The organism is Mycobacteroides sp. CBMA 271 (assembly GCF_009729205.1).
GTDB lineage: Bacteria > Actinomycetota > Actinomycetes > Mycobacteriales > Mycobacteriaceae > Mycobacterium.
In genome coordinates this window covers 96,497-116,702 of sequence record NZ_VTHB01000003.1, presented here as the reverse complement: position 1 = coordinate 116,702, position 20,206 = coordinate 96,497, and the positions used below count along the sequence as shown (strand labels likewise).

The window sequence follows — 20,206 nt, the reverse complement described above, 5'->3', positions numbered from 1 at the left end:
GGTGCGTTTTCTGTCGAGTGTGCGCGCTAGCGCTCACACTCGGCGGGGAGTTAAAGACATCTGGTGTTCAAATTCCGGCAACCCGCTCCCAGTCGCGCGAGAAAGGTCCGTACCATTACCCCGACGGGGCGGTACCCGTTAGTAGCCCAACACCAGACCTACCAAGAGGACTAGCTGCGCCGTGAGCACCGACTGGACGGACAACCGCAAGAATCTGATGCTATTCGCGGGTCGCGCGCACCCTGAGCTGGCCGAGCAGGTCGCCAAGGAGCTCGACGTCGAAGTGACCGCCCAGACCGCCCGAGATTTTGCCAACGGCGAGATCTTCGTGCGGTTCGAGGAGTCGGTACGCGGCTGCGACGCGTTCGTCCTGCAATCGCATCCTGCACCGCTGAACACCTGGCTGATGGAACAGCTGATCATGATCGATGCGCTCAAGCGCGGCAGCGCCAAGCGAATCACCGCGATCCTGCCGTTCTACCCATATGCGCGCCAAGACAAGAAGCACCGCGGTCGCGAGCCGATCTCGGCCCGCCTGGTGGCCGACCTATATAAGACGGCCGGCGCCGACCGCATCGTCACGGTCGATCTGCATACCGATCAGATTCAGGGTTTCTTCGACGGCCCGGTGGACCACATGCGCGCCCAGTCGCTGCTGTGCGGATACATCGCCGAGCACTACGTGAGTAACGGCGAAGATGTTGTTGTCGTCTCCCCCGACTCCGGCCGCGTGCGCGTCGCCGAGAAGTGGGCCGACTCACTGGGCGGCGTGCCGCTGGCCTTCATCCACAAAACCCGTGACCCGCGAGTGCCCAACCAGGTCAAGGCGAATCGCGTGGTTGGCGACGTGACCGGCAAGACCTGCGTCATCACCGACGACATGATCGATACCGGCGGCACCATCGCCGGGGCGGTCGGCCTGCTGCACGAGGCCGGCGCCAAGGATGTGGTGATCGCCGCCACGCACGGCGTGCTGTCCGACCCCGCCGCCGAGCGTCTGGCCAATTGCGGTGCCCGCGAAGTGCTGGTGACCAACACGCTGCCCATCGGCGAGGAGAAGCGCTTCCCGCAGCTGACGGTGTTGTCCATCGCGCCGCTGCTCGCCAGCACCATCCGCGAAGTCTTCGAAAACGGTTCGGTGACGGGTCTTTTCGACGGGAATGCGTAGCGCCACGCTAGTCGCCGGATGCCTCATGGCACTCGCGGCGGCCGGATGCGAATCGAAGCAACCCGAACCGCAAGCTATTTCATCGAACAGCTCGACGGCGCCCACCAGTGCCGCGCCGATATCGATGAACGAATACCTGCAGGGCCAAGGCGTCACGGTCACTCCGCTGTCGCGCGAGGCCCCCGCGGGTCTTCGTGTGGAGATGCCGTTGCCTGACGGCTGGGAAGATCTGGGCTCACTCGATCCCGCGTATCTGATCACCGATAAGCCCGGCGGCGTGGATCAGGGAAGAACGCCGAGCGCGGTGGTCTATCTCATCAAGCTGGACGGCACTCTCGACGCCCGCAAGGTAATCACCGAACACGGCTTCACCGACGCACAGAACACCCCGAATTTTCAGAAGATCGACTCATCCCTGGATGACTTCCAGGGGTATCCGTCAGCGGCCATCGAAGGTACCTACGACAATCAGAACGTGCGCGTGCACGCGTGGAACCGGGACGTGATCGTGCCCGACGGCCCGCTGCACTATCTCGTGCAACTCACGGTGACCACCACAGAGGCGCAGTCCGCGGCGCTGGCCCCGGATGTCGCCATTCTCACCGAGGGACTGAAGATCACCAAGCGGTAGAGCTTCTCACCCCGCACGGTCCATGCAGAGGCCCCCATCCGTCACGAATCCAGACCGCGTTGCCTGGCATTCCATTCGAGCATGCCTTCGGTGAGGTAGGCGGCACTGCGTTCACGCATGGCCAACATGCGCGCCGCCTCCGGAGCCAGGGCGCAGTACCTCCCGCGGCAGTACGCGACGATGTTCGCATCAGGCGGGAGGTCCCGGAGACTCTCGCTGAGCTCCCCCAACGGAATGTTGATGGCGCCGTCCAAATGCCCTGCCTCGAACTCCTCCCGAGGCCGCACATCGAGCAGGATCACCTCCGCCTTCTGCGTGCGTTCGATCAGCTCGTCCGGGCTGATCGCCTCGACGTCATCACCAAGCAGCGAGCGCGCCGCATCGGTAGCCGCGGCGATGTGCTGATGGGCGACGGCCTGAGTCGCCACCAGCAGCGCGGCCACCTCGGGACCACTGATCCGATAAAAGACCTTCACGCCTTCACGCCGGGCGACCACCAGCCCAGCGTGCTTGAGGATTTGCAGATGGCTCGACACGGAGGTGATCCCCAACCCGGTCAAACCCGCGATCGCCTCCACGGAACGTTCCGCCTGGGTCAGTAGCTCCAGAATCTCCAGGCGTTTTCCGTTCGCCAAGCCCTTACCCACATTGGCTACCTGGTCATGCAGAGAACGGCGAAGTGGGCTGGTCATAAGTATCTTCCAATCATCCTTGGAATATGGTATCAATGCGTTGGGCGGCTCGTCGGAGGTTCGCATGAAATGTGCCTTCGGCCTACCCGACCCGCCGCCCGCTCATCGATAGGCCTACCAGGTCATCGATGCGCACGCGGACACATCGACGAGGAGACGACATCATCCATGCCTAAGACAATCGTGGTGATCGGTGCCGGAATCGGCGGCCTGAGCGTCATCGAAGAACTGAATGCCCTCAATGTGCAAGCCCTGGGCCATCAGGTACTCCTTGTCGACGAAGCCCGCTCCCATACCCAGGGACTGTCCCTGCCCTGGGTCATGCGCGGTTGGCGGAGGCCAGAGGAGGTCGCCGTGACGCCATCGGCCGTGGCCCTGGACGGCATCGACCGTATCCGCGCCGCGGTCGCAGCGGTGGATCCCGAACGTCGAGTCGTCATGCTGGATACCGGCGAGGATCTCGAGTACCACGCCCTGGTGATCGCGGCCGGAGCACGCAACAACCTCGGACTTCTCCCTGGACTGCCGGAAGCGTACGAGTCGGGCAACGCCGTGCATTTCTACGCGCCCGACGCGGCAAGGCAGGCGCACCACGCGCTGGACTCGTTCACCGACGGCCGGGTGATCTTCCTCGTGACGAGCACCCCGTACCGATGTCCGGTGGCCCCCGTCGAGGGCGCCTTGCTTGCCGCAGACCTGTTCTCGGAGGCCGGTATTCGGGATCACGTTGCTATCGACCTTTACACACCCGAGCCCCATCCCTTGGTCTCCGCCGGCCCGGTCGTGGGAGCGCAGATGATCACCATGCTGGAAGCCGCGGGCATCGGGTTTCACGGTAGTCGGACACCTACCGCCATACACCCGCACGAACGGCGGATTCTCTTCGCAGACGGCGTCACCGAGCCATTCGATCTTCTGGTATTCGTCCCACCACACGAACCCGCGCTGGCGGTCGGCGATCACCGCGGGTGGATTCCGGCCAACCCCGCGACGCTTGAGACGCACTGGCCGGGAGTGTGGGCGCTCGGCGATATCGCTTCAGTCACCGCCCCCTCGGGAAAACTCGTGCCCAAGGCCGCCACATTCGCCAAATCACAAGCCGCAGCGGTTGCTTCACAGATCATCGGCCATCTGAGCGACGATCTGTCTGACCGCGACCATCTGTTCCATGGCCGTGGCGAGTGCTTTGTCGAGGTCGGCGCTCACCGCTCCGGTTTGGCACATATCGACTTCTTCGCCCTCCCCGCCCCACGCCTCCTGCTGTCCGAGCCGTCCGAAGAACTCCATGAACGCAAGCAGCGCGAGGAATCCGAATGGATCCACCGGTGGCAACGCTGACACGTCACCGCCCACTCGTGACGAGCAGAGCCGCGACGGTTCTGCTCGTCTCGCAGTTGATCGGTGGGACCGGCCTGGCGGCGGGAGTCACGGTCGGCGCGCTACTTTCGCAAAGAACTTTTGGGACAGAGCTTTTGGCAGGCTTGCCCAATGCCGCCGCGACGGCCGGCACCGCTGTAGCCGCGGCAATTGTTGGCAGCTTGTCGCAACGGTGGGGCCGGCGTATCGGGTTGGCATTCGGTTACGGCGCCGCGGCCATTGGAAGCCTGATGGCGGTGGTCGCGATAGCCACGGCGAACGCGCCAATCCTTCTTCTGGCCCTGGCCGCGTACGGAGCGGGCAGCGCCGCCACCATGCAGGCACGATATGCGGGGGCCGATCTCGCCCCGCCGAAACGTCAGGCCTTCGCCATCAGCGTGGTCCTCATGACTACCTCGGTGGGAGTGCTCCTCGGCCCCGCCTTGTTACCCGCCGCCGAAGCAATCGCCGCGCGCTCGCACCTACCCGTCATGGCCGGCCCGTTCATGCTGGCGGGCGGGGCCTACATCGTGGCGTTGATCGTCATCACCGCGCTACCGAAGGTTCCGCGCGCGCATGCGCCGCACACCGTCGAGGAGCCCGCTCACGCCACAGGTCCGGGAGTGCGTTTCGGAGCGGTCACGATCTGCGGCGCCCAAGCGGTCATGGTTGCCATAATGACGATGACGCCGGTGCATATGCGTCACAACGGATTCGGCCTCTCCGCCACCGGGCTGGCCATCTCGTTGCATATCGCTTCGATGTACTTACCGGCCCCGTTATCGGGTTATCTGGTCGACCGCTTTGGTTCGCGATCGGTCGGACAGCTCGCCGCTCTAGTACTCGCCGCGGCCGCCGGCGCTGCCGTCGCCGCACCGGGACATTCACTAGCCGGAACCGTCATCTCACTGGTTCTCCTCGGATGGGGCTGGAGCCTGGGCGTAGTCGCGGGCAGCACCGCCGTCACCGATGCCGCTACCGACCAGACCCGGCCGCGCACCCAAGGCCGCGTAGACGCCGCGATGTCGGTGGCCGGTGCGCTGGCGGGGCTCTTGTCCGGGCTCGTCGTCGGGGCGGTTGGCTTCGGCTGGCTCGCCCTCGGGGCGGGCGTGTTGGCGATGGCGTACTGGGTGACCGTCATTCGGCCGATGCGGGTCTGGCGCTCCGTGCTGATCGCCGCCAGCTTCGTCGTCTTCGGCTGCTCGCTGTATGCCCACGCATGGGCGGAACAGGATCCGCCCGTGGCAGCGGGCGGATACCCGAGCCTGGTGATCGGCGGCTCCAGCACCTAGGGTCGCTCCCGTGACCACATGGACCGCTGCCGAGCTGCCGTCATTCGAGGGCCGCACCGTCATCATCACCGGGGCCAACAGCGGACTCGGTCTGGAAACCGCGCGTGAGCTGGCCCGCGTGGGTGCGCACGTGATCATGGCAGTGCGCAACACCGAGAAAGGCAACGCAGCCAAGGCGTCGATCAAGGGAAGCACCGAGCTGCGTCAAGTCGACGTAGCCAACCTGGCCTCGGTGCGTGCCTTCGCCGACAGCGTCGACAGAGCCGACATCCTGGTGAACAACGCCGGCATCATGATGGTGCCGCAAGCCAAGACCGCCGACGGCTTCGAAAGCCAAATCGGCACAAACCATCTCGGCGCGTTTGCGCTCACCAACCTGCTGCTGCCCAAGATCACCGACCGGGTGATCGCGGTGTCCTCCGTCGCGCATCGCGCCGGAAAGATCAACCTCGCCGACCTCAACTACGAGCGCCGCGGGTACACCCGCGCAGGGGCGTACGGAGCTTCCAAGCTCGCCAACCTGCTGTTCACCAAGGAGTTGCAGCGCCGCCTGAGCGCGGCAGGATCATCGGTCCGCGCGCTGACCGTTCATCCAGGTGTGGCCGCCACCGAGCTGCAGTCACACAGCGGAAACCCGATCTTCGACATCGCCTTGAAGACCGGCAACATCTTCGCCCAGGATGCCGCGCACGGCGCGCTGCCGGCGCTGTACGCCACGTCCCAGGACCTGCCGGGTGACACCTACATCGGGCCAGACGGACCGTTCGAAGCCAAGGGTTATCCCAAGCCGGTGGGCCGCAGTCGCAGAGCCCAGGATGCCGAGAGCGCCAAGGGCCTCTGGGAGCTGTCCGAGCAGCTCACCGGGGTCTCGTTTCCTCTCTGACGCCCGCGCTGATTGGCCTTCGGGTTCGTGCTCGGCTACTCTGAGCGGGCTGTCACGGCGAGGGTGGGTCCTTACCCACCGTTATCGACGGGATTATGAGCATCATCGTGATGTCCTCCCTGCGCCGTGCCTCACCAGACGCAAGGAGTTGACCAGATGTCCAAGAAGAACGCCTCCACTAGCAATAACATCGCCGTCACCGTCCGTAAGGACACCGGTAAGGGCGCCTCACGTCGCGCTCGCCGCGACGGCCAGGTGCCGGCCGTGCTGTACGGCCACGGCACCGCCCCCGAGCATCTGAGCCTGCCGGCCCGCGATTTCGCGGCCGTGCTGCGTAACTCCGGCACCAATGCGGTGCTGACCCTGGACATCGAGGGACGCGAGCAGCTGGCCCTCACCAAGACCATCGAGATTCACCCCATCCGTCGCAACCTGGTGCACGCCGACCTGCTGGTCGTGCGCAAGGGCGAGAAGGTCCACGTCGAGGTGAACGTCCACATCGAGGGCGAGGCCGCGAGCGGCACCCTGGTGACCCAGGACGCCAACACCCTTGAGATCGAGGCCGAGGCGCTCTCGATCCCCGAGAGCCTCACCGTGTCCGTCGAGGGCCTGGAGGCCGGCACGCAGGTCACCGCAGGTTCTATCGAGCTGCCCAAGGGTGTGTCGCTGGTGTCCGATCCGGAGACGCTTGTCGTCAACGTCGTCACCGCACCGTCCGCCGCCGATCTCGAGTCCGAGGGTGGCGGCAGCGAGGGTGCCGAGGCGCCTGCCGCCGAGGCCGCCGAGGGCTCCACGGAAGAGTAGTTCGTGCCGCTATCCGACGATGCCGTGTTGGTGGTCGGCCTGGGCAATCCCGGGCCGACCTACGCCAAGACGCGACACAATCTCGGATTCATGGTCGCCGATCTGCTGGCGGCCAAGGACGGTGCAACGTTCAAGCCGCACAAGAAGTCCGGCGCCGAGGCGACGACGATTCGTCTCGGCGGCCGGGCAGTGAACCTGGCCAAACCGCGCACGTTCATGAACACCTCCGGCCCGCAGGTGGCCGCGTTGGCCAAGTTCTTTTCGGTGCCCCCGGGGAACGTGATTGTGATGCACGACGAGCTGGATCTCGATTTCGGCACCGTGCGGCTCAAGATCGGCGGCGGCGAGGGCGGCCACAACGGGCTGCGCTCGGTGTCGCAGTCGTTGGGCACCAAGGACTACCTGCGGGTCCGCCTGGGCGTCGGGCGCCCGCCCGGGCGCAAGGATCCGGCGGACTACGTGCTGGAGAACTTCAGCAAAACGGAGACCGAACAGGTCCCGCTGCTGTGTGAGCAGGGCGTCGATGCGACCGAGCTCCTGATCCGCCTGGGCCTTGAGCCCGCGCAGAATCAGGTGCACGCCTGGGGATGACGCGCTCGCGCGAAGACCGTCCAGCCCCAGGCTAGACGCCCGGATGTGCCCGCTATGGTCTGTCCATGACCGACATCGCGGAGATCACCGGCGTCAACAAGATCGGCCTGCTCAGCCTGGGGGCGTACCGGCCCGAACGCGTGATCACCAATGACGAGATCTGCGAGCACATCGAGTCCTCGGACGAGTGGATCTACACCCGCACCGGTATCAAGTCCCGTCGGTTCGCCGCCGCCGACGAATCTGCGCAAACCCTGGCCATCGAGGCCGGACGCAAGGCGATTGCGAACGCGCTGCTCACCGGCGCCGAGATTGACGCGGTGATCGTCGCGACCAGCACCCACTACTTCCAGACACCGGCCTCCGCCCCGGCCGTCGCCACCGCACTGGGGGCCCAGGGGGTCCCCGCATTCGACCTGTCCGCCGGCTGCGCGGGATTCGGGTACGCGGTGGGCGTGGCCGGCGACATGATCCGCGGCGGCAGTGCCAGCAAGGTGCTGGTAATCGGCTCGGAAAAGCTTTCTCCCGCACTGGATATGACCGATCGAGGCAACTGTTTCATCTTCGGTGACGGAGCCGGCGCGGTTGTCGTCGGCGAGACAGCTGAACAGGGCATCGGCCCCGTAGTGTGGGGCAGCGACGGCAGCCAGGCCAACGCCATTCGTCAGGACATCGACTGGATGGACTTCGCGGCAGCGCCCGACCCGGAGGGTCCGCGGCCTTACCTGCGCATCGAAGGCACCTCGGTATTCCGTTGGGCTGCATTTGAAATGGGCAAGGTGGGTCAGCGCGCCCTGGAGGCCGCGAAGGTCGGGCCGGAAGAGATCGACGTCTTCGTCCCGCATCAGGCCAACACCCGCATCAACCAGCTGCTCGCCAAGAACCTGCATCTGCGCCCGGATGCGGTAATTGCCAACGACATCGAGCACACCGGAAACACCTCGGCGGCATCGGTGCCGTTGGCCATGGAGACGCTGCTGTCCACCGGCGCGGCCAAGCCGGGCGACACGGCGCTGCTCATCGGCTATGGCGCCGGGCTCAGCTATGCCGCGCAGGTGGTCAAGATGCCACCGGTGCCCTTCGAGTAATTCCGTCGAGCAGCACGGTGGTGCCGAGCTCGAATTCCCTTGGACCAACCACGAATACCCAAGTGATGCTGCCGAATCCGTTCGTCCCGGCACTATTCACCGCACGCGGGCTGCAACTGCGGGCCGCGGACACGTCCCGAAGCAGCGCGGCTCAGCGTCAGAACGCGATGATGTCGTGGACCTGCTCGACGAAGAACGTGTTCGGGTTGTCGTGGTGCGGCCCGTAGCCGGTGCTTCCACTGACCACTAGCCAGTTACCCGGCATAGGCCAGGCCAGCGGAATCCAGGCATCCTGCTGAACATTCGATCCGTACCAGGTGACCCACGCTTTGGTTCCCTTATTGGGGTACGACTCGATGATCGCTGCGATGTATGCGAGCTGGAATCGCGGGTCATACGCACAGACCTGAACCGCATGCGCCCATTGGTGATGAGCAATCGCCCGGCGGGCCTGCGCGTTCCTGGAACCCTGGTTACTGAGATGTACGACCAGCCATATCGCACCGCCGATCAGCGCCAGAAGCAGCAGCATCGCCGTTAGATGACGAGCGCCACCGACGTCGACCGGCGCAGCTTGCCCGACGGGGTCTTCGGGATGCTGCCCGGCCCGAGCACGACTACGTTGCGCGGACGCACATCGACCTCGGCAACAACCTCATGGGCAACATGCTGTTCGATGCGCCGCACCTCTTCGGGGTTCTCGAACGCATTGGATTCCACCACAACCGCGAAGGTCTCGCGCTGATTCTTGGGATCCACACCGGCCTCCAGGCGCACCGCGACGGCACACCCGGGACGCACACCCTCGACACGTCCGGCGGCACGCTCGATATCGGTGGGGTAGATGTTGCGGCCCGCCATGATGATGACGTCCTTCACGCGACCACACACCACCACGTGTCCCCGCTCGGTCAGATAACCGAGATCACCCGTGTTGTACCAACCATTTTCGTCCTGCGCCGCCAGGAATCCCCCCATAGTGATGTACCCGGGGGTCACCGACTCGCCACGCAGCTCGATGACACCGACGCCGCGTGGGGGCAGCACATTCAGCTCATCGTCAATGACACGGGCCTCGATACCGGGCAGCAGCGGCCCGAGCGTCGCCAGGTGGCGCAGGTTTCCGCGGGTGGCGGGCACGGCGCGGCGCAGCGCGGCCAGCAGGTCGGCGTCGACCTCGTCGACGATCAAGCCCGAGGCCTCAACCTCCGAGAAGGACACGGCCAGAGCGGTTTCCGCCATACCGTAGGCGGGCACCATCGCGGATGGCTTGAACCCGAACGGCTTTCCGGCGTCACACAGGTCGTGGACCACGGCCGGGTCCACCGGCTCGGCGCCGGAGAGCACAAACCGCAGAGTCGAGAGGTCGAAGTCGCCAGGCTTGGCCTGGTTACGCAGCCGCTTGGCGAACAGCGAGTACGCGAAGTTCGGGGCGGCCGTCATCGTGCCCTTGTACTTGTCGATCAGCCTGCCCCACAACAGAACATCGCGCATGAAGTCCATCGGGGTGATCTTCACCAGCTCGGCGCCGAAGAACATCGGCACCGTCAGGAAGCCGACCATGCCCATATCGTGGAACAACGGCAGCCAGCTGACCATCACGTCGACATCGGGCTTGTACTTGGAGGCGACGTACATGCCGTGCGCGTTCGCGTACAGGTTGCGGTGGGTGATCTTCACCGCCTTCGGGGAACCCGTGGATCCGGACGTCAGCTGCATGAGCGCGACGGAGTCCTCGTCGGCCTCGACGGGCTCGATCGGATCGGCATCCCACAGATCCTTGATCTGGACGACGATGACACCCTTTTCCTCCAGTACCGGGGCGGCGGCATCGAACGGCGCGGACACGATGACGGCCTTGGCGCCGATCATGTCGACGACCTTGAGGGTGTCCTCGGCCCACACCGCCAGATCGGTGCGCGGGGTCGGCTGGTGCAGCATCGTCAGCGAGGCGCCACGCATCCAGACAGCCTGGATCGCCGGGGCGATCTCGACGGGCATACCGACCAACATGCCGATCGCGTCGTCGGGGCCTAGGCCTGCGGCGGCCAGCCCGCCAGCGAGCTGCTTGGCGCGCTCGTGCACCTGCTTCCAGGTGTGCCGAACCGGAGTGTCGGGATCGCCGGTAACCATGCCCTTGCTGCTGGAGAGCGCATTGGCGTACAGCTCGTCGGTAAACCTGCTCACAGTTTCTCCCTGCCTCGGCCTACGTGGGCGTGTCACGCTTCTTATCGGATGGTCCGCCACCAGGGTCGCGACGCACGGTAGGCGCGCGCAGGCCCGTTAGCAGCGGATTCATATCGTTCAGGTGACAGTCCGGGTGCCTTCTTATGGTCCGGTAGCATCTTAGGCTTTTCTTAATGAACGACCAAACCTAGTGTGGCCTTGATGTCCGGCGTGTCGCGGCGCTCGGCGTGTCGACACGAGACGTCAGCCGGCTCAGCCGCCCGGCATGAATTGACGGCTCAGCGGGCTCTACCCGTCCGAGCGGCCCTGCACCACCTGCGCGCCGTGCACAGGCCCGCTGGCCACCCGAACCGTCCGGCACACACCGGCACCGGCCAGCTCCGCGCTCACCTGGATCGCGTCGGTCTCGGAGGTGCACAAGAACGCGCAGGTAGGGCCAGATCCGGACACGATTCCAGCCAGAGCACCCGCGGCCTCTCCTGCTCGCAAGGTGCGTCGCAGGTCGGGGTTCAGGCTCACCGCCGCGGCCTGCAGCTCGTTGCCGAGTAGCGGTGCTAGCCGGCGCGCATCACCGGCGGCGAGCGCCCCGAGTAATTCATCTGACTCGTCAAGCCGTGGCGGATCGCCGTTCTGACGCAGACGATCGATCTCCCGGAACACATCGGGCGTCGACAACCCGCCGTCGGCGAATGCGAACACCCAGTGAAAGACGTTGCGGGCCAGCACGGTGGCCAGGTTCTCACCGCGGCCGGTGCCCAACGCGGTTCCTCCGTGCAACGCGAACGGCACATCGCTGCCTAGTTGGGCGGCCAGCTGGTGCAGATCGCGGCGTGGCACACCCGCCCGCCACAGTTCGTTCATCGCGACCAATACGGCTGCCGCATCGGCCGACCCGCCGGCCATGCCACCCGCGACCGGGATGTCCTTATTGATGAAGATCGAGACGTCGGGGGCGCGGCCCACATGGTCGGCGAAGAGCTCGGCGGCCTGCCACGCGAGATTGCGCTCGTCCGTGGGCACCGTCCCCTCGCCCTGCCCGACGACGTCGACCGACAGCACATCGGCATCCCGCACCGTGACGTCATCGGAGAGCGAAACCGCGTGAAAAACGGTGGTCAGCTCGTGGTAGCCGTCGTCACGCAGATCCCCGACGGCCAGGTACAGGTTGACCTTGCCGGGCGCCCGAACGGTCACCGCGCCAGTAGGCACCCAATCGGAGACGGTCTCAGACACGCCCATGAGGGTACGTTCTGGCGACGTGAATGGCCGCTACCCACCGGACAACAGTGACATCGCGGCTTTCTCTGACTAAAGTCAGATAAATGACCGACGCCCTGGTCGACGGCCTGCGGAGCTTCAACAGGACCGTGACGCAGCGAATAGGAGTTCTCGAGAGCGAATACCTGGCGCGGGATCGCCCGTTGGGGCAGTCGCGGGTGCTGTGGGAGATCGGCGCCGGAGGGTGCGATATCCGCGAGCTGCGCGCCCGCCTGGGCCTGGACTCGGGATACCTGAGCCGGCTGCTGCGGGCGCTCGAAGGCGCCGGGCTCATCGAGGTGAGTGCCGCCGACGGCGATACCCGGGTGCGCACTGCACGGCTCACCGACGCTGGCCGCGACGAGCTGGCCGAACTCGACCGCCGCTCCGATGACCTGGCGCGGTCGATCCTGGAACCGCTGACCGCGCATCAGCGGACGCGACTTGCCGACGCCATGGCCGAGGTCGAACGACTCTTCGTGGCCTCGCAGGTGCGGGTCGCGGTCATGGACACCCGCTCCCCCGAAGCCCGATACTGCATCCGCGCGTACTTCGAGGAAATCACCGCCAGATTCTCCGGCGGCTTCGACCCAGCGCTGACGCTCCCCGCCGGCGACGTCGAACTCTCCACACCCGCCGGGCTGTTTCTCGTGGCGACCCTGCACGAGGAACCCGTCGGCTGCGGCGGGCTCAAGATGCACGGCGGCGCAGGCGTCGCCGAGATCAAGCGCGTATGGATCTCACCCACGGTCCGCGGCATGGGACTCGGGAAACGAATTCTCGCAGAACTCGAACGACAGGCAGAATCGCACGGCGCCAACATGATTCGCTTGGATACCAACCGGGCACTCACCGAGGCTATCGCCATGTACCGCTCGGCGGGTTACCGGGAAATCTCGGCATTCAACGACGAGCAATACGCGCACCACTGGTTCGAGAAGCGGCTCAGCTCCTAGGACGGTTTTGCGTACCCGGTGCAGGTGGCCGTGAGCAGCCGGGACAGAGTGCTGCCGAAGTCGGTGTCCCAGTCCTCCGGAAAGCCGGGCTCCTCGCAGAAATCGTGTTCGAGCCCTTCCGGGGGATGGGTGAACTGCCACAACATCGCGGCCAACGCGAAGGCCGCGGTGACGATGTCGAGGGCACTCTCCCGCTCCAACTCGGGCGCCGATTGCACGATCGCCTGGACCATCGTCATCGCCGCCGCCCTGTTGGCGCGGTGAGACTCGTTGACAAGGTCGATCTCCACCTCATGCTCAAGGTGCAGGTGCTGACTGCCTAAGAGGTCGCACAGCAGCGGTGACGCGATGAGGGCACCGGACAACACGTCGGCAACACCAGCGGGTGATCGCTCCTGCCCGTCGCGCAGCGACGCACACACAGCATCCGCAAGCTCAGCCATCCCCTCCTCCGCCAGTCGCAGCAGCACCTCTTTATGCGAGCTGAAGTAGCGGCGTACCGCGGAGTGGTGGACCCCGGCTCGAGTGGCCACACCGGTCAGGGTGACTGACGCGACACCGGTCTCCAGCGCAAGCGAGCGCGCGGCTTCCATGATCGTCGCCGCACGTTGGCGCTTGTTCTCCTCGGAACGTGCGCGCCGGAAACCCAGGTGTGTCATCCATCTCAAGATAACGCACGGCGTGTGACTTGCGGCCCAATGGACCCGCTGGTAAGTTGTCCGTAACGCACATGCCATGCGTTAAGAAATGAATGCTTCATACGCTTTCAGGCCCGACGGTTCACCCCGATGTCCTGCGTGAAGCACTCGTTGTGCAGCTAGTCCGCGGCAAGCGATCTGTATTACAGCAACGGGTGAAGGGGTCCTGCGATTCTCAGCGTATTGAAGCGGGCGTGGATTCCGGTAGTGATGGTGCTTGTCCTGGCCATCGCCGGCTTTGCGGTATGGCGGATTCGCGGCATCTTCGGTTCTCAACAGATGCCCACCTATGCCGGCAGCATGACCGATGACAAAAACAACTCCAAGCCCAAACACGTGGTCTATGAGATCTACGGCCCCCCGGGCACTGTCGCGGACATCAACTACATCGACAAAGAAGGGGAGCCCCACCAGATCAACGGGGCCCAACTACCGTGGTCCATCGAGATCATCACCACGGCGCCGTCCATGACGGGCAACATCTTGGCGCAGACGCGTAATGCCGACAGTCTGGGTTGCCGCATCAGCGCCAATGATGAGAAAAAAGATGAGAGGTATGTCAACGAGGTGAGCGCCTACGTCTACTGCTTTGTGAAGTCCGCATGAGCGGCTCGCACGCAAAAGGTGAGCCCACCTTCCTAGCCAAATGGATTCGGCGCCTGTCGATTCCGATCATCATCGGCTGGATAGCAGTCGTCGTCATCCTCGCCCTCTCGGCACCCCAGCTGGAACAGGTGGGTCAAGAGAACGCGGTTTCGCTGAGCCCCTCCGACGCGCCGTCGATGAAGGCCATGAAGAACATGGGGCAGCTGTTCCAGGAGTCCGACTCCAACAGCGTCGCCATGATCGTGCTCGAAGGCGACAAACCCCTGGGCCCCGACTCCCATAAGTTCTACGACCACATGGTGTCGGAGCTGCGCGCCGACACCAAACACGTTCAACACGTTCAGGATTTCTGGGGCGATCCGCTCACCGAGTCCGGTGCACAAAGCACCGACGGCAAGTCCACCTACGTCCAGGTGAACCTCTCCGGCGACATGGGCGAGACTCTCGCCAACCAATCGATCGAATCCGTCCGCAACATCGTCAAGAAACTGACAACGGACGAGCACGGCAATCCGAAGCCGATGCCGGACGGTCTCAAGGCGTACGTCACCGGCCCCGCCGCCCTCCAGACCGACATGGGCCACGCCGGCGACAGCAGCATGATCAAGATCACCGGGCTGACCTTCCTCGTCATCATCGTCATGCTGCTGTTCTTCTACCGATCGATCTTCACGGTGCTGTTGGTCCTGCTCATGGTGGGCATCCAGCTGGGCGCCGCGCGCGGCATGATCTCGGTACTCGGCGACAACCACATCATCGGGCTTTCCACGTTCGCGGTGAATCTCCTTGTGGTGCTGGTCATCGCGGCGGGCACTGACTACGCGATCTTCCTGATCGGGCGATATCAGGAAGCACGGGTCAACGGGCTGGACCGCGAGGCCGCCTACTACGAGATGTTCCATGGCACCGCACATGTCATCTTGGGCACCGGATCGACGATCGCGGGCGCCATGTACTGCCTGAGCTTCACCCGCATGCCGTACTTCCAGACCCTGGGCGTGCCGTGCGCCGTTGCCGTCGTGACCGCGGTGGCCGTGGCCCTCACCGTCGGACCATCGCTGATCACCATCGGCAGCAAGTTCGGGCTGTTCGAACCCAAGCGCGCCATGCGCATTCGCAGCTGGCGCCGCATCGGCGCCGCCATCACCCGCTGGCCCGGCCCTATCCTGGCCGCCTCGATGGCCATTGCGATCATCGGCTTGGCCGCCCTGCCGGGATACAAGACCAGCTACGACGACAAGAAGTACATCCCCAAGGACATCCCCGCCAATCAGGGATTCCAAGCCGCCGACCGACACTTCGACCCGGCCCGGATGAACCCGGAAATGCTCGTCCTGGAATCCGACCACGATATGCGCAATTCCGCGGACTTCCTGGTGATCGACAAGCTCGCGAAGGCCGTGTACCGCGTGCCCGGAATTGCACGCGTGCAAGCGATTACCCGCCCGCAGGGCACCCCCATCGAGCACAGCTCCATCCCGTTCCTCATCAGCGCCCAAGGTGTCGGCCAGATTCAGAACCTGAAGCTGATGAAGGACCGGATGGCGGACATGAAGGTCCAGGCCGATCAAATGGGTGTCATGGTCGGCACCATGAAGAAGATGCTGGCCAGCATGACCGAGCTGACCGGCGTCATGCACCAGATGGTCGGCGATATGCACCACCTGCAGGGCACCATCCACGACATGCGGGACAGCATCGAGAATTTCGATGACTTCTTCCGGCCGATCAAGAACTATTTCTATTGGGAGAAGCACTGCTTCGACATCCCAATCTGTCAGGCGTTCCGCTCGATCTTTGATGTGCTGGACAAGATCGACGAGCTGACCGAGACCATGGACGGCATGATTGTCACCATGGACAAGATGGATGTCCTGATGCCCAAAATGGTTGAGGACATGCGCGACATGATCCCGCTCATGGAATCCATGCAGACGATGATGCTGACGATGCACAGCACCATGGCCGGCATGTACAACCTGCAGGACGAGACGAGCAAGGACTCGACCGCCATGGGCAAGGCCTTCGACAAGGCCAAGAACGACGACTCGTTCTATCTGCCGCCGGAGATCTTCGACAACCCCGACTTCAAGCGCGGCCTCAAAATGTTCTTGTCCCCCGATGGCAAGACACTGCGCATGATCATCTCGCACCGCGGCGATCCCACATCGCCCGAAGGGCTTTCACATATCGAGCCGATCAAGATGGCGGCTGTCGAGGCGGTCAAGGGCACGCCGCTGGAGGACGCCAAGATCGAACTAGGTGGCACCGCAGCGACATTCAAGGACATGTCCGACGGCGCTCGCTACGACCTGTTGATCGCCGGCATCTCCGCGTTGTGCCTGATCTTCCTGATCATGCTGCTCATTACCCGCAGCTTCGTCGCCTCGCTGGTGATCGTCGGCACCGTGCTGTTGTCCCTGGGCGCATCGTTCGGCCTGTCGGTGATCATCTGGCAGTACATCCTTGGCAAGGAATTGCACTGGATGGTCATGCAAATGGCGATCATCGTGCTGCTGGCCGTGGGCTCCGACTACAACCTGCTGCTGGTTTCTCGGCTGAAGGAAGAAATTCCGGGTGGCCTGAAGACGGGCATGATCCGGGCCATGGGCGGTACCGGCAGCGTGGTGACCTCCGCCGGCCTGGTGTTCGCGTTCACCATGATGGCCATGGCCATCAGCGACCTGACCATCATCGGCCAGGTGGGTACGACGATCGGCCTGGGTCTGCTGTTCGACACCCTGGTGGTGCGATCGTTCATGACGCCGGCCATCGCAACGCTATTGGGCCGGTGGTTCTGGTGGCCACTGAATGTACGCGAAAGACCGCTGCCTCCACCAAGAACGCTCGCTCGAGTTGGCTCGGGATCAACTGATGACGACTCGACTGGGGAGATTCCCGTACCCACTCGGTAGGCATTCGCCTTGTCTCGTCAAACGACCGGGTCTGGAGCCTTCTGCCCATCCGTTGTGCAGATGTGCCGGTGGATCTGAGTTGTGAGGTCGTCGACCTTTTGCAAGAGTTCGGTGAGCTGAGTGGTGTTCTCGTACGTGTGCATCGCCAGCTCCGAGCTGACCTGATCGGAACGCTTGGCAGCGATGAGCAGAATTGCCCCCTGTAGTCCCGCAACCATCGACAGAATGAGGTTGAGCAGGATGTAGGGATACGGGTCGAATCCGTGCTCGCCCTCGGCTCCGCCTAGATAGAACACACTGTTCGCGATCGCCCAAACAATCATGATCACGACGAAACCGAACACGAAAGGCCACGAACCCATGCTGTTACGCATGTGATCGGCCGCGCGTTCACCGAGGGTCAGTTGGTCCCCCGTACGAACCGCCGGGTGTTTGTGCCAATGCCGCTGCCATTCCATCGTGTGCCCCTCGGTCATGTGGTGGTCTCGCGCAAGTGTGCCAGGGCCGATGGACTCGGTCGACGCGTGACGCCAATTCCCAGGTCATTCACAGGAATAGGAAGAAAACACCTCTTCAACGTGGATTTGCTTGAATGGGAGCGAATCAACACCGTCGGGCCCGCCGACGCCACTCACGACATTCCAACCCGCCAGCCCTCGCCCCGTGGCACCCTTTTGCCATGCCAACACCAGGCGATGTCGTCGCGGGTTATGTCGTCGACACCCTACTGGGTCGCGGCGGCACGGCCCAGGTGTTCTTGGCGCACAAGGACACTCAGCAGGTGGCTCTAAAGGTGTTGAACCCACGACACCGCAACCCGGAGGACATCAACCGTCTGCACCGAGAATTCGAGCTGGCCCAACAGTTCTCACACCCCCGCATCGTCACGGTCTATGAATGCGGTGACGATTGGCTGGCCATGCAGGCGCTCGACGGCGGCTCGGCGAAAGACCTGGTGGGAACCGATCAAAGTTGGATCATCCCCATCAAACTGACTGCCCTACAACAGATCGCCGGAGCGCTCGACTATATCCACGACGCACAGGTCGTGCATTGCGATGTCAAGCCGTCCAACATCATGCGCGCGCGCTCCGGCGGCGCTGTACTCACCGACTTCGGCATCGCGCAGGAACTCTCCTTTGCGGACGGACCGCGCCGACCCGTCGTGCAGACATCCCTGCCCTACGCCGCGCCCGAGGTGCTTCGCGGTCAGCCGGTCACCGCCGCGACCGACCAGTACGCCCTGGCCTGCACCGCCGTCGAACTGTTCGATGGCAAACCGCCGTTCACCGCGCGCACCGCCATGAAACTGGTCGATCTGCATCTCAACGCCACGCCCTGGCCTATCTCCTACCGGCATAAGCACATCCCCCGCGCTTTCGATTCCATCGTCGCGAAGGCCATGGCCAAAGATCCGTTAAGCCGATACCCGACATGCACGGAATTCATAACACTTTTGACACACGCGGTGACCTAATCCCCGGTACCGTCGCCCCATGGCAGATGGTCTTCGCGCGAGCGGCTCGTCAACGGCCCCCCCGGCTAACTACGACATGTCCGGCCTCGCCCGCGAGGATGAGGGCTATCACAAGGGCCTGAAGAACCGGCAAGTCCAGATGATCGGGATCGGCGGCGCCATCGGCACCGGCCTGTTCATGGGCGCGGGCAAACGCCTCCACGAGGCGGGCCCGAGCCTGTGGCTCGTCTACGCCGTGTGCGGCATCTTCGTGTTCTTCATGTTGCGGGCGCTGGGCGAGCTGGTGCTGCACCGTCCCTCCTCCGGTTCGTTCGTCTCATATGCACGCGAATTCCTCGGGGAGAAGGCCGCATACGTCGCGGGGTGGATGTACTTCGTCAACTGGGCGGCCACCTCGATCGTGGACGTCACCGCCATCGCCCTGTACATGCACTACTGGGGCTCCTTCAAGGCCATTCCGCAATGGACCATTGCGCTCATCGCCCTGGTGATCGTGCTGACCATGAACATGATCAGCGTCAAGCTGTTCGGCGAGATGGAGTTCTGGGCCGCACTCATCAAAGTCGTTGCACTGGTGGCCTTCCTGATCGTGGGTATCGTGTTCCTTGCCGGACGGTTCACCGTTCAGGGGGCCACCACCGGGCCCTCGATACTCGCCGACAACGGCGGGCTCTTCCCTACCGGGTTGCTGGCACTAGTGGTCGTCACCTCCGGGGTGGTCTTTGCCTATGCCTCGGTGGAACTGGTGGGCACCGCGGCCGGCGAGACCGAGAACCCCGACAAGGTCATGCCCAAGGCGATCAACGCCGTGGTCGTCCGTATCGCCGTGTTCTACGTCGGCTCATTGATTCTGCTGGCGTTGCTCTTGCCGTACACCCTGTACAAAGAGGGCGAGAGCCCGTTCGTGACATTCTTCTCGCGGGTGGGGCTGCCCTACGCCGGTGACATCATGAACTTCGTGGTGCTCACCGCCGCGCTGTCGAGCCTGAACGCGGGCCTGTACAGCACCGGGCGCATTCTGCGCTCCATGTCGATGAACGGCAGTGCGCCACAGCTGTTGTCACGTATGACATCCAATGGTGTGCCCTTTGCCGGTATCGCACTGACCGCATGCTTCACCGTGGTCGGCGTGTTCATGAACATGCTCATCCCGGCAAAGGCATTCGAGACGGCCCTGGATGTGGCCGCACTCGGCATCATCGCCTCCTGGGCCACTATCGTCATCTGCCAACTACGGCTGTACCAGTGGTCACAGCGTGGCATCCTGCGGCGCGGCAAGTTCCAGATGCCCGGCGCTCCCTACACGGGCTACGTCACGCTCGCCTTCCTCGCCCTGGTCCTACTCCTCATGTGTTACGAAAACTATTGGAACCTAGTGGCTCTGGCGATCTTCACGCCGCTACTGATCATCGGCTGGTACCTGTCGAAGGACAGAGTGCTCGCCCTCGCGCAGGAACGGGTCGGCTACACCGGGCAGTATCCGGTGATCGCGGAGACTCCCATGATGGACGACCCACCCAATCTCGGCGACAAATAGAGATCGAGTGTGCGAATTTCTTTGGAAATTCGCACCGAAGCCAACACAATCCGCACGCGCGGCGCGGA

19 protein-coding genes are annotated in these 20,206 nt (G+C 64.0%); 13 read left to right on the top strand and 6 right to left on the bottom strand.

Annotation, left to right across the window (positions count from 1 at the left end; translation table 11 throughout):
* Nucleotides 1-181 precede the first annotated feature (181 nt).
* Together FZI91_RS09215 and FZI91_RS09210 are read left to right on the top strand one after the other, a co-directional pair.
* A complete protein-coding gene (locus FZI91_RS09215; RefSeq protein WP_162525453.1) occupies nt 182-1,168 on the top strand; it encodes a ribose-phosphate diphosphokinase in 987 nt (328 codons plus the stop codon).
* Complete coding sequence (locus FZI91_RS09210; protein ID WP_155938732.1) at nt 1,161-1,799, top strand: LpqN/LpqT family lipoprotein; 639 nt, start codon at nt 1,161-1,163, stop codon at nt 1,797-1,799. The genes FZI91_RS09215 and FZI91_RS09210 overlap by 8 nt, the downstream gene beginning before the upstream one ends.
* Nucleotides 1,800-1,840: 41 nt before the next feature.
* Here the strand turns inward: FZI91_RS09210 and FZI91_RS09205 are convergent, their stop codons facing one another.
* The gene (locus tag FZI91_RS09205) at nt 1,841-2,491 is read right to left on the bottom strand and encodes a metalloregulator ArsR/SmtB family transcription factor (protein WP_155938731.1); all 651 of its coding nucleotides are present in this window, start codon (nt 2,489-2,491) and stop codon (nt 1,841-1,843) included.
* Between the two features lie 168 nt (nt 2,492-2,659).
* On the opposite strand from FZI91_RS09205, the gene FZI91_RS09200 reads away from it, so the two are divergent.
* From FZI91_RS09200 to FZI91_RS09175, 6 genes are all read left to right on the top strand, one after another.
* Nucleotides 2,660-3,829: an NAD(P)/FAD-dependent oxidoreductase gene (locus tag FZI91_RS09200; protein ID WP_155938730.1), complete on the top strand. Its 1,170-nt coding sequence runs from the start codon at nt 2,660-2,662 to the stop codon at nt 3,827-3,829.
* A gap of 17 nt (nt 3,830-3,846) precedes the next feature.
* A complete protein-coding gene (locus FZI91_RS09195) occupies nt 3,847-5,139 on the top strand; it encodes an MFS transporter (RefSeq protein WP_309224040.1) in 1,293 nt (430 codons plus the stop codon).
* A gap of 10 nt (nt 5,140-5,149) precedes the next feature.
* Nucleotides 5,150-6,022, top strand: coding sequence for an oxidoreductase (locus FZI91_RS09190; RefSeq protein ID WP_162525452.1), 873 nt, complete (start codon nt 5,150-5,152; stop codon nt 6,020-6,022).
* A gap of 156 nt (nt 6,023-6,178) precedes the next feature.
* Nucleotides 6,179-6,826, top strand: a complete 648-nt coding sequence (locus tag FZI91_RS09185; RefSeq protein ID WP_155938728.1) for a 50S ribosomal protein L25/general stress protein Ctc — start codon at nt 6,179-6,181, stop codon at nt 6,824-6,826.
* Between the two features lie 24 nt (nt 6,827-6,850).
* Nucleotides 6,851-7,417 carry an aminoacyl-tRNA hydrolase gene (gene pth / locus FZI91_RS09180; RefSeq protein ID WP_162525486.1) on the top strand — a complete coding sequence of 189 codons (567 nt, stop codon included), beginning with the start codon at nt 6,851-6,853 and terminating at the stop codon, nt 7,415-7,417.
* A 65-nt stretch (nt 7,418-7,482) separates the two neighbouring features.
* Nucleotides 7,483-8,505, top strand: coding sequence for a beta-ketoacyl-ACP synthase III (locus FZI91_RS09175; RefSeq protein ID WP_155938727.1), 1,023 nt, complete (start codon nt 7,483-7,485; stop codon nt 8,503-8,505).
* A gap of 157 nt (nt 8,506-8,662) precedes the next feature.
* Here FZI91_RS09175 and FZI91_RS09170 read toward each other — a convergent pair whose 3' ends face one another.
* The 3 genes from FZI91_RS09170 to FZI91_RS09160 form a co-directional block, all read right to left on the bottom strand.
* Nucleotides 8,663-9,037: a hypothetical protein gene (locus tag FZI91_RS09170; protein WP_155938726.1), complete on the bottom strand. Its 375-nt coding sequence runs from the start codon at nt 9,035-9,037 to the stop codon at nt 8,663-8,665.
* A 5-nt stretch (nt 9,038-9,042) separates the two neighbouring features.
* Nucleotides 9,043-10,692, bottom strand: a complete 1,650-nt coding sequence (locus FZI91_RS09165; RefSeq protein WP_162525451.1) for a fatty acyl-AMP ligase — start codon at nt 10,690-10,692, stop codon at nt 9,043-9,045.
* Between the two features lie 288 nt (nt 10,693-10,980).
* On the bottom strand, nt 10,981-11,931 hold the full coding sequence (locus FZI91_RS09160) for a 4-(cytidine 5'-diphospho)-2-C-methyl-D-erythritol kinase (protein ID WP_155938725.1): 951 nt from the start codon (nt 11,929-11,931) through the stop codon (nt 10,981-10,983).
* An 83-nt stretch (nt 11,932-12,014) separates the two neighbouring features.
* Between FZI91_RS09160 and FZI91_RS09155 the strand changes: the two genes are divergently transcribed.
* Nucleotides 12,015-12,905: a helix-turn-helix domain-containing GNAT family N-acetyltransferase gene (locus FZI91_RS09155; protein ID WP_155938724.1), complete on the top strand. Its 891-nt coding sequence runs from the start codon at nt 12,015-12,017 to the stop codon at nt 12,903-12,905.
* Here the strand turns inward: FZI91_RS09155 and FZI91_RS09150 are convergent.
* Nucleotides 12,902-13,564 (bottom strand): TetR family transcriptional regulator, encoded by a 663-nt coding sequence (locus FZI91_RS09150; protein WP_155938723.1) that lies wholly within the window; start codon nt 13,562-13,564, stop codon nt 12,902-12,904. The two genes, FZI91_RS09155 and FZI91_RS09150, sit on opposite strands and share 4 nt — an antisense overlap.
* Nucleotides 13,565-13,786: 222 nt before the next feature.
* On the opposite strand from FZI91_RS09150, the gene FZI91_RS09145 reads away from it, so the two are divergent.
* Together FZI91_RS09145 and FZI91_RS09140 are read left to right on the top strand one after the other, a co-directional pair.
* Nucleotides 13,787-14,209, top strand: a complete 423-nt coding sequence (locus FZI91_RS09145) for an MmpS family transport accessory protein (RefSeq protein WP_155938722.1) — start codon at nt 13,787-13,789, stop codon at nt 14,207-14,209.
* Nucleotides 14,206-17,124 (top strand): RND family transporter, encoded by a 2,919-nt coding sequence (locus tag FZI91_RS09140; protein WP_155938721.1) that lies wholly within the window; start codon nt 14,206-14,208, stop codon nt 17,122-17,124. The genes FZI91_RS09145 and FZI91_RS09140 overlap by 4 nt, the downstream gene beginning before the upstream one ends.
* Nucleotides 17,125-17,141: 17 nt before the next feature.
* On the opposite strand, the gene FZI91_RS09135 is transcribed toward FZI91_RS09140, so the two are convergent.
* Nucleotides 17,142-17,600, bottom strand: a complete 459-nt coding sequence (locus FZI91_RS09135) for a DUF1003 domain-containing protein (RefSeq protein ID WP_243733963.1) — start codon at nt 17,598-17,600, stop codon at nt 17,142-17,144.
* A 203-nt stretch (nt 17,601-17,803) separates the two neighbouring features.
* On the opposite strand from FZI91_RS09135, the gene FZI91_RS09130 reads away from it, so the two are divergent.
* Together FZI91_RS09130 and FZI91_RS09125 are read left to right on the top strand one after the other, a co-directional pair.
* Nucleotides 17,804-18,601, top strand: coding sequence for a serine/threonine-protein kinase (locus tag FZI91_RS09130; RefSeq protein ID WP_155938719.1), 798 nt, complete (start codon nt 17,804-17,806; stop codon nt 18,599-18,601).
* Nucleotides 18,602-18,677: 76 nt separating this feature from the next.
* Nucleotides 18,678-20,138, top strand: a complete 1,461-nt coding sequence (locus FZI91_RS09125) for an amino acid permease (protein ID WP_162525485.1) — start codon at nt 18,678-18,680, stop codon at nt 20,136-20,138.
* Nucleotides 20,139-20,206: the final 68 nt, after the last annotated feature.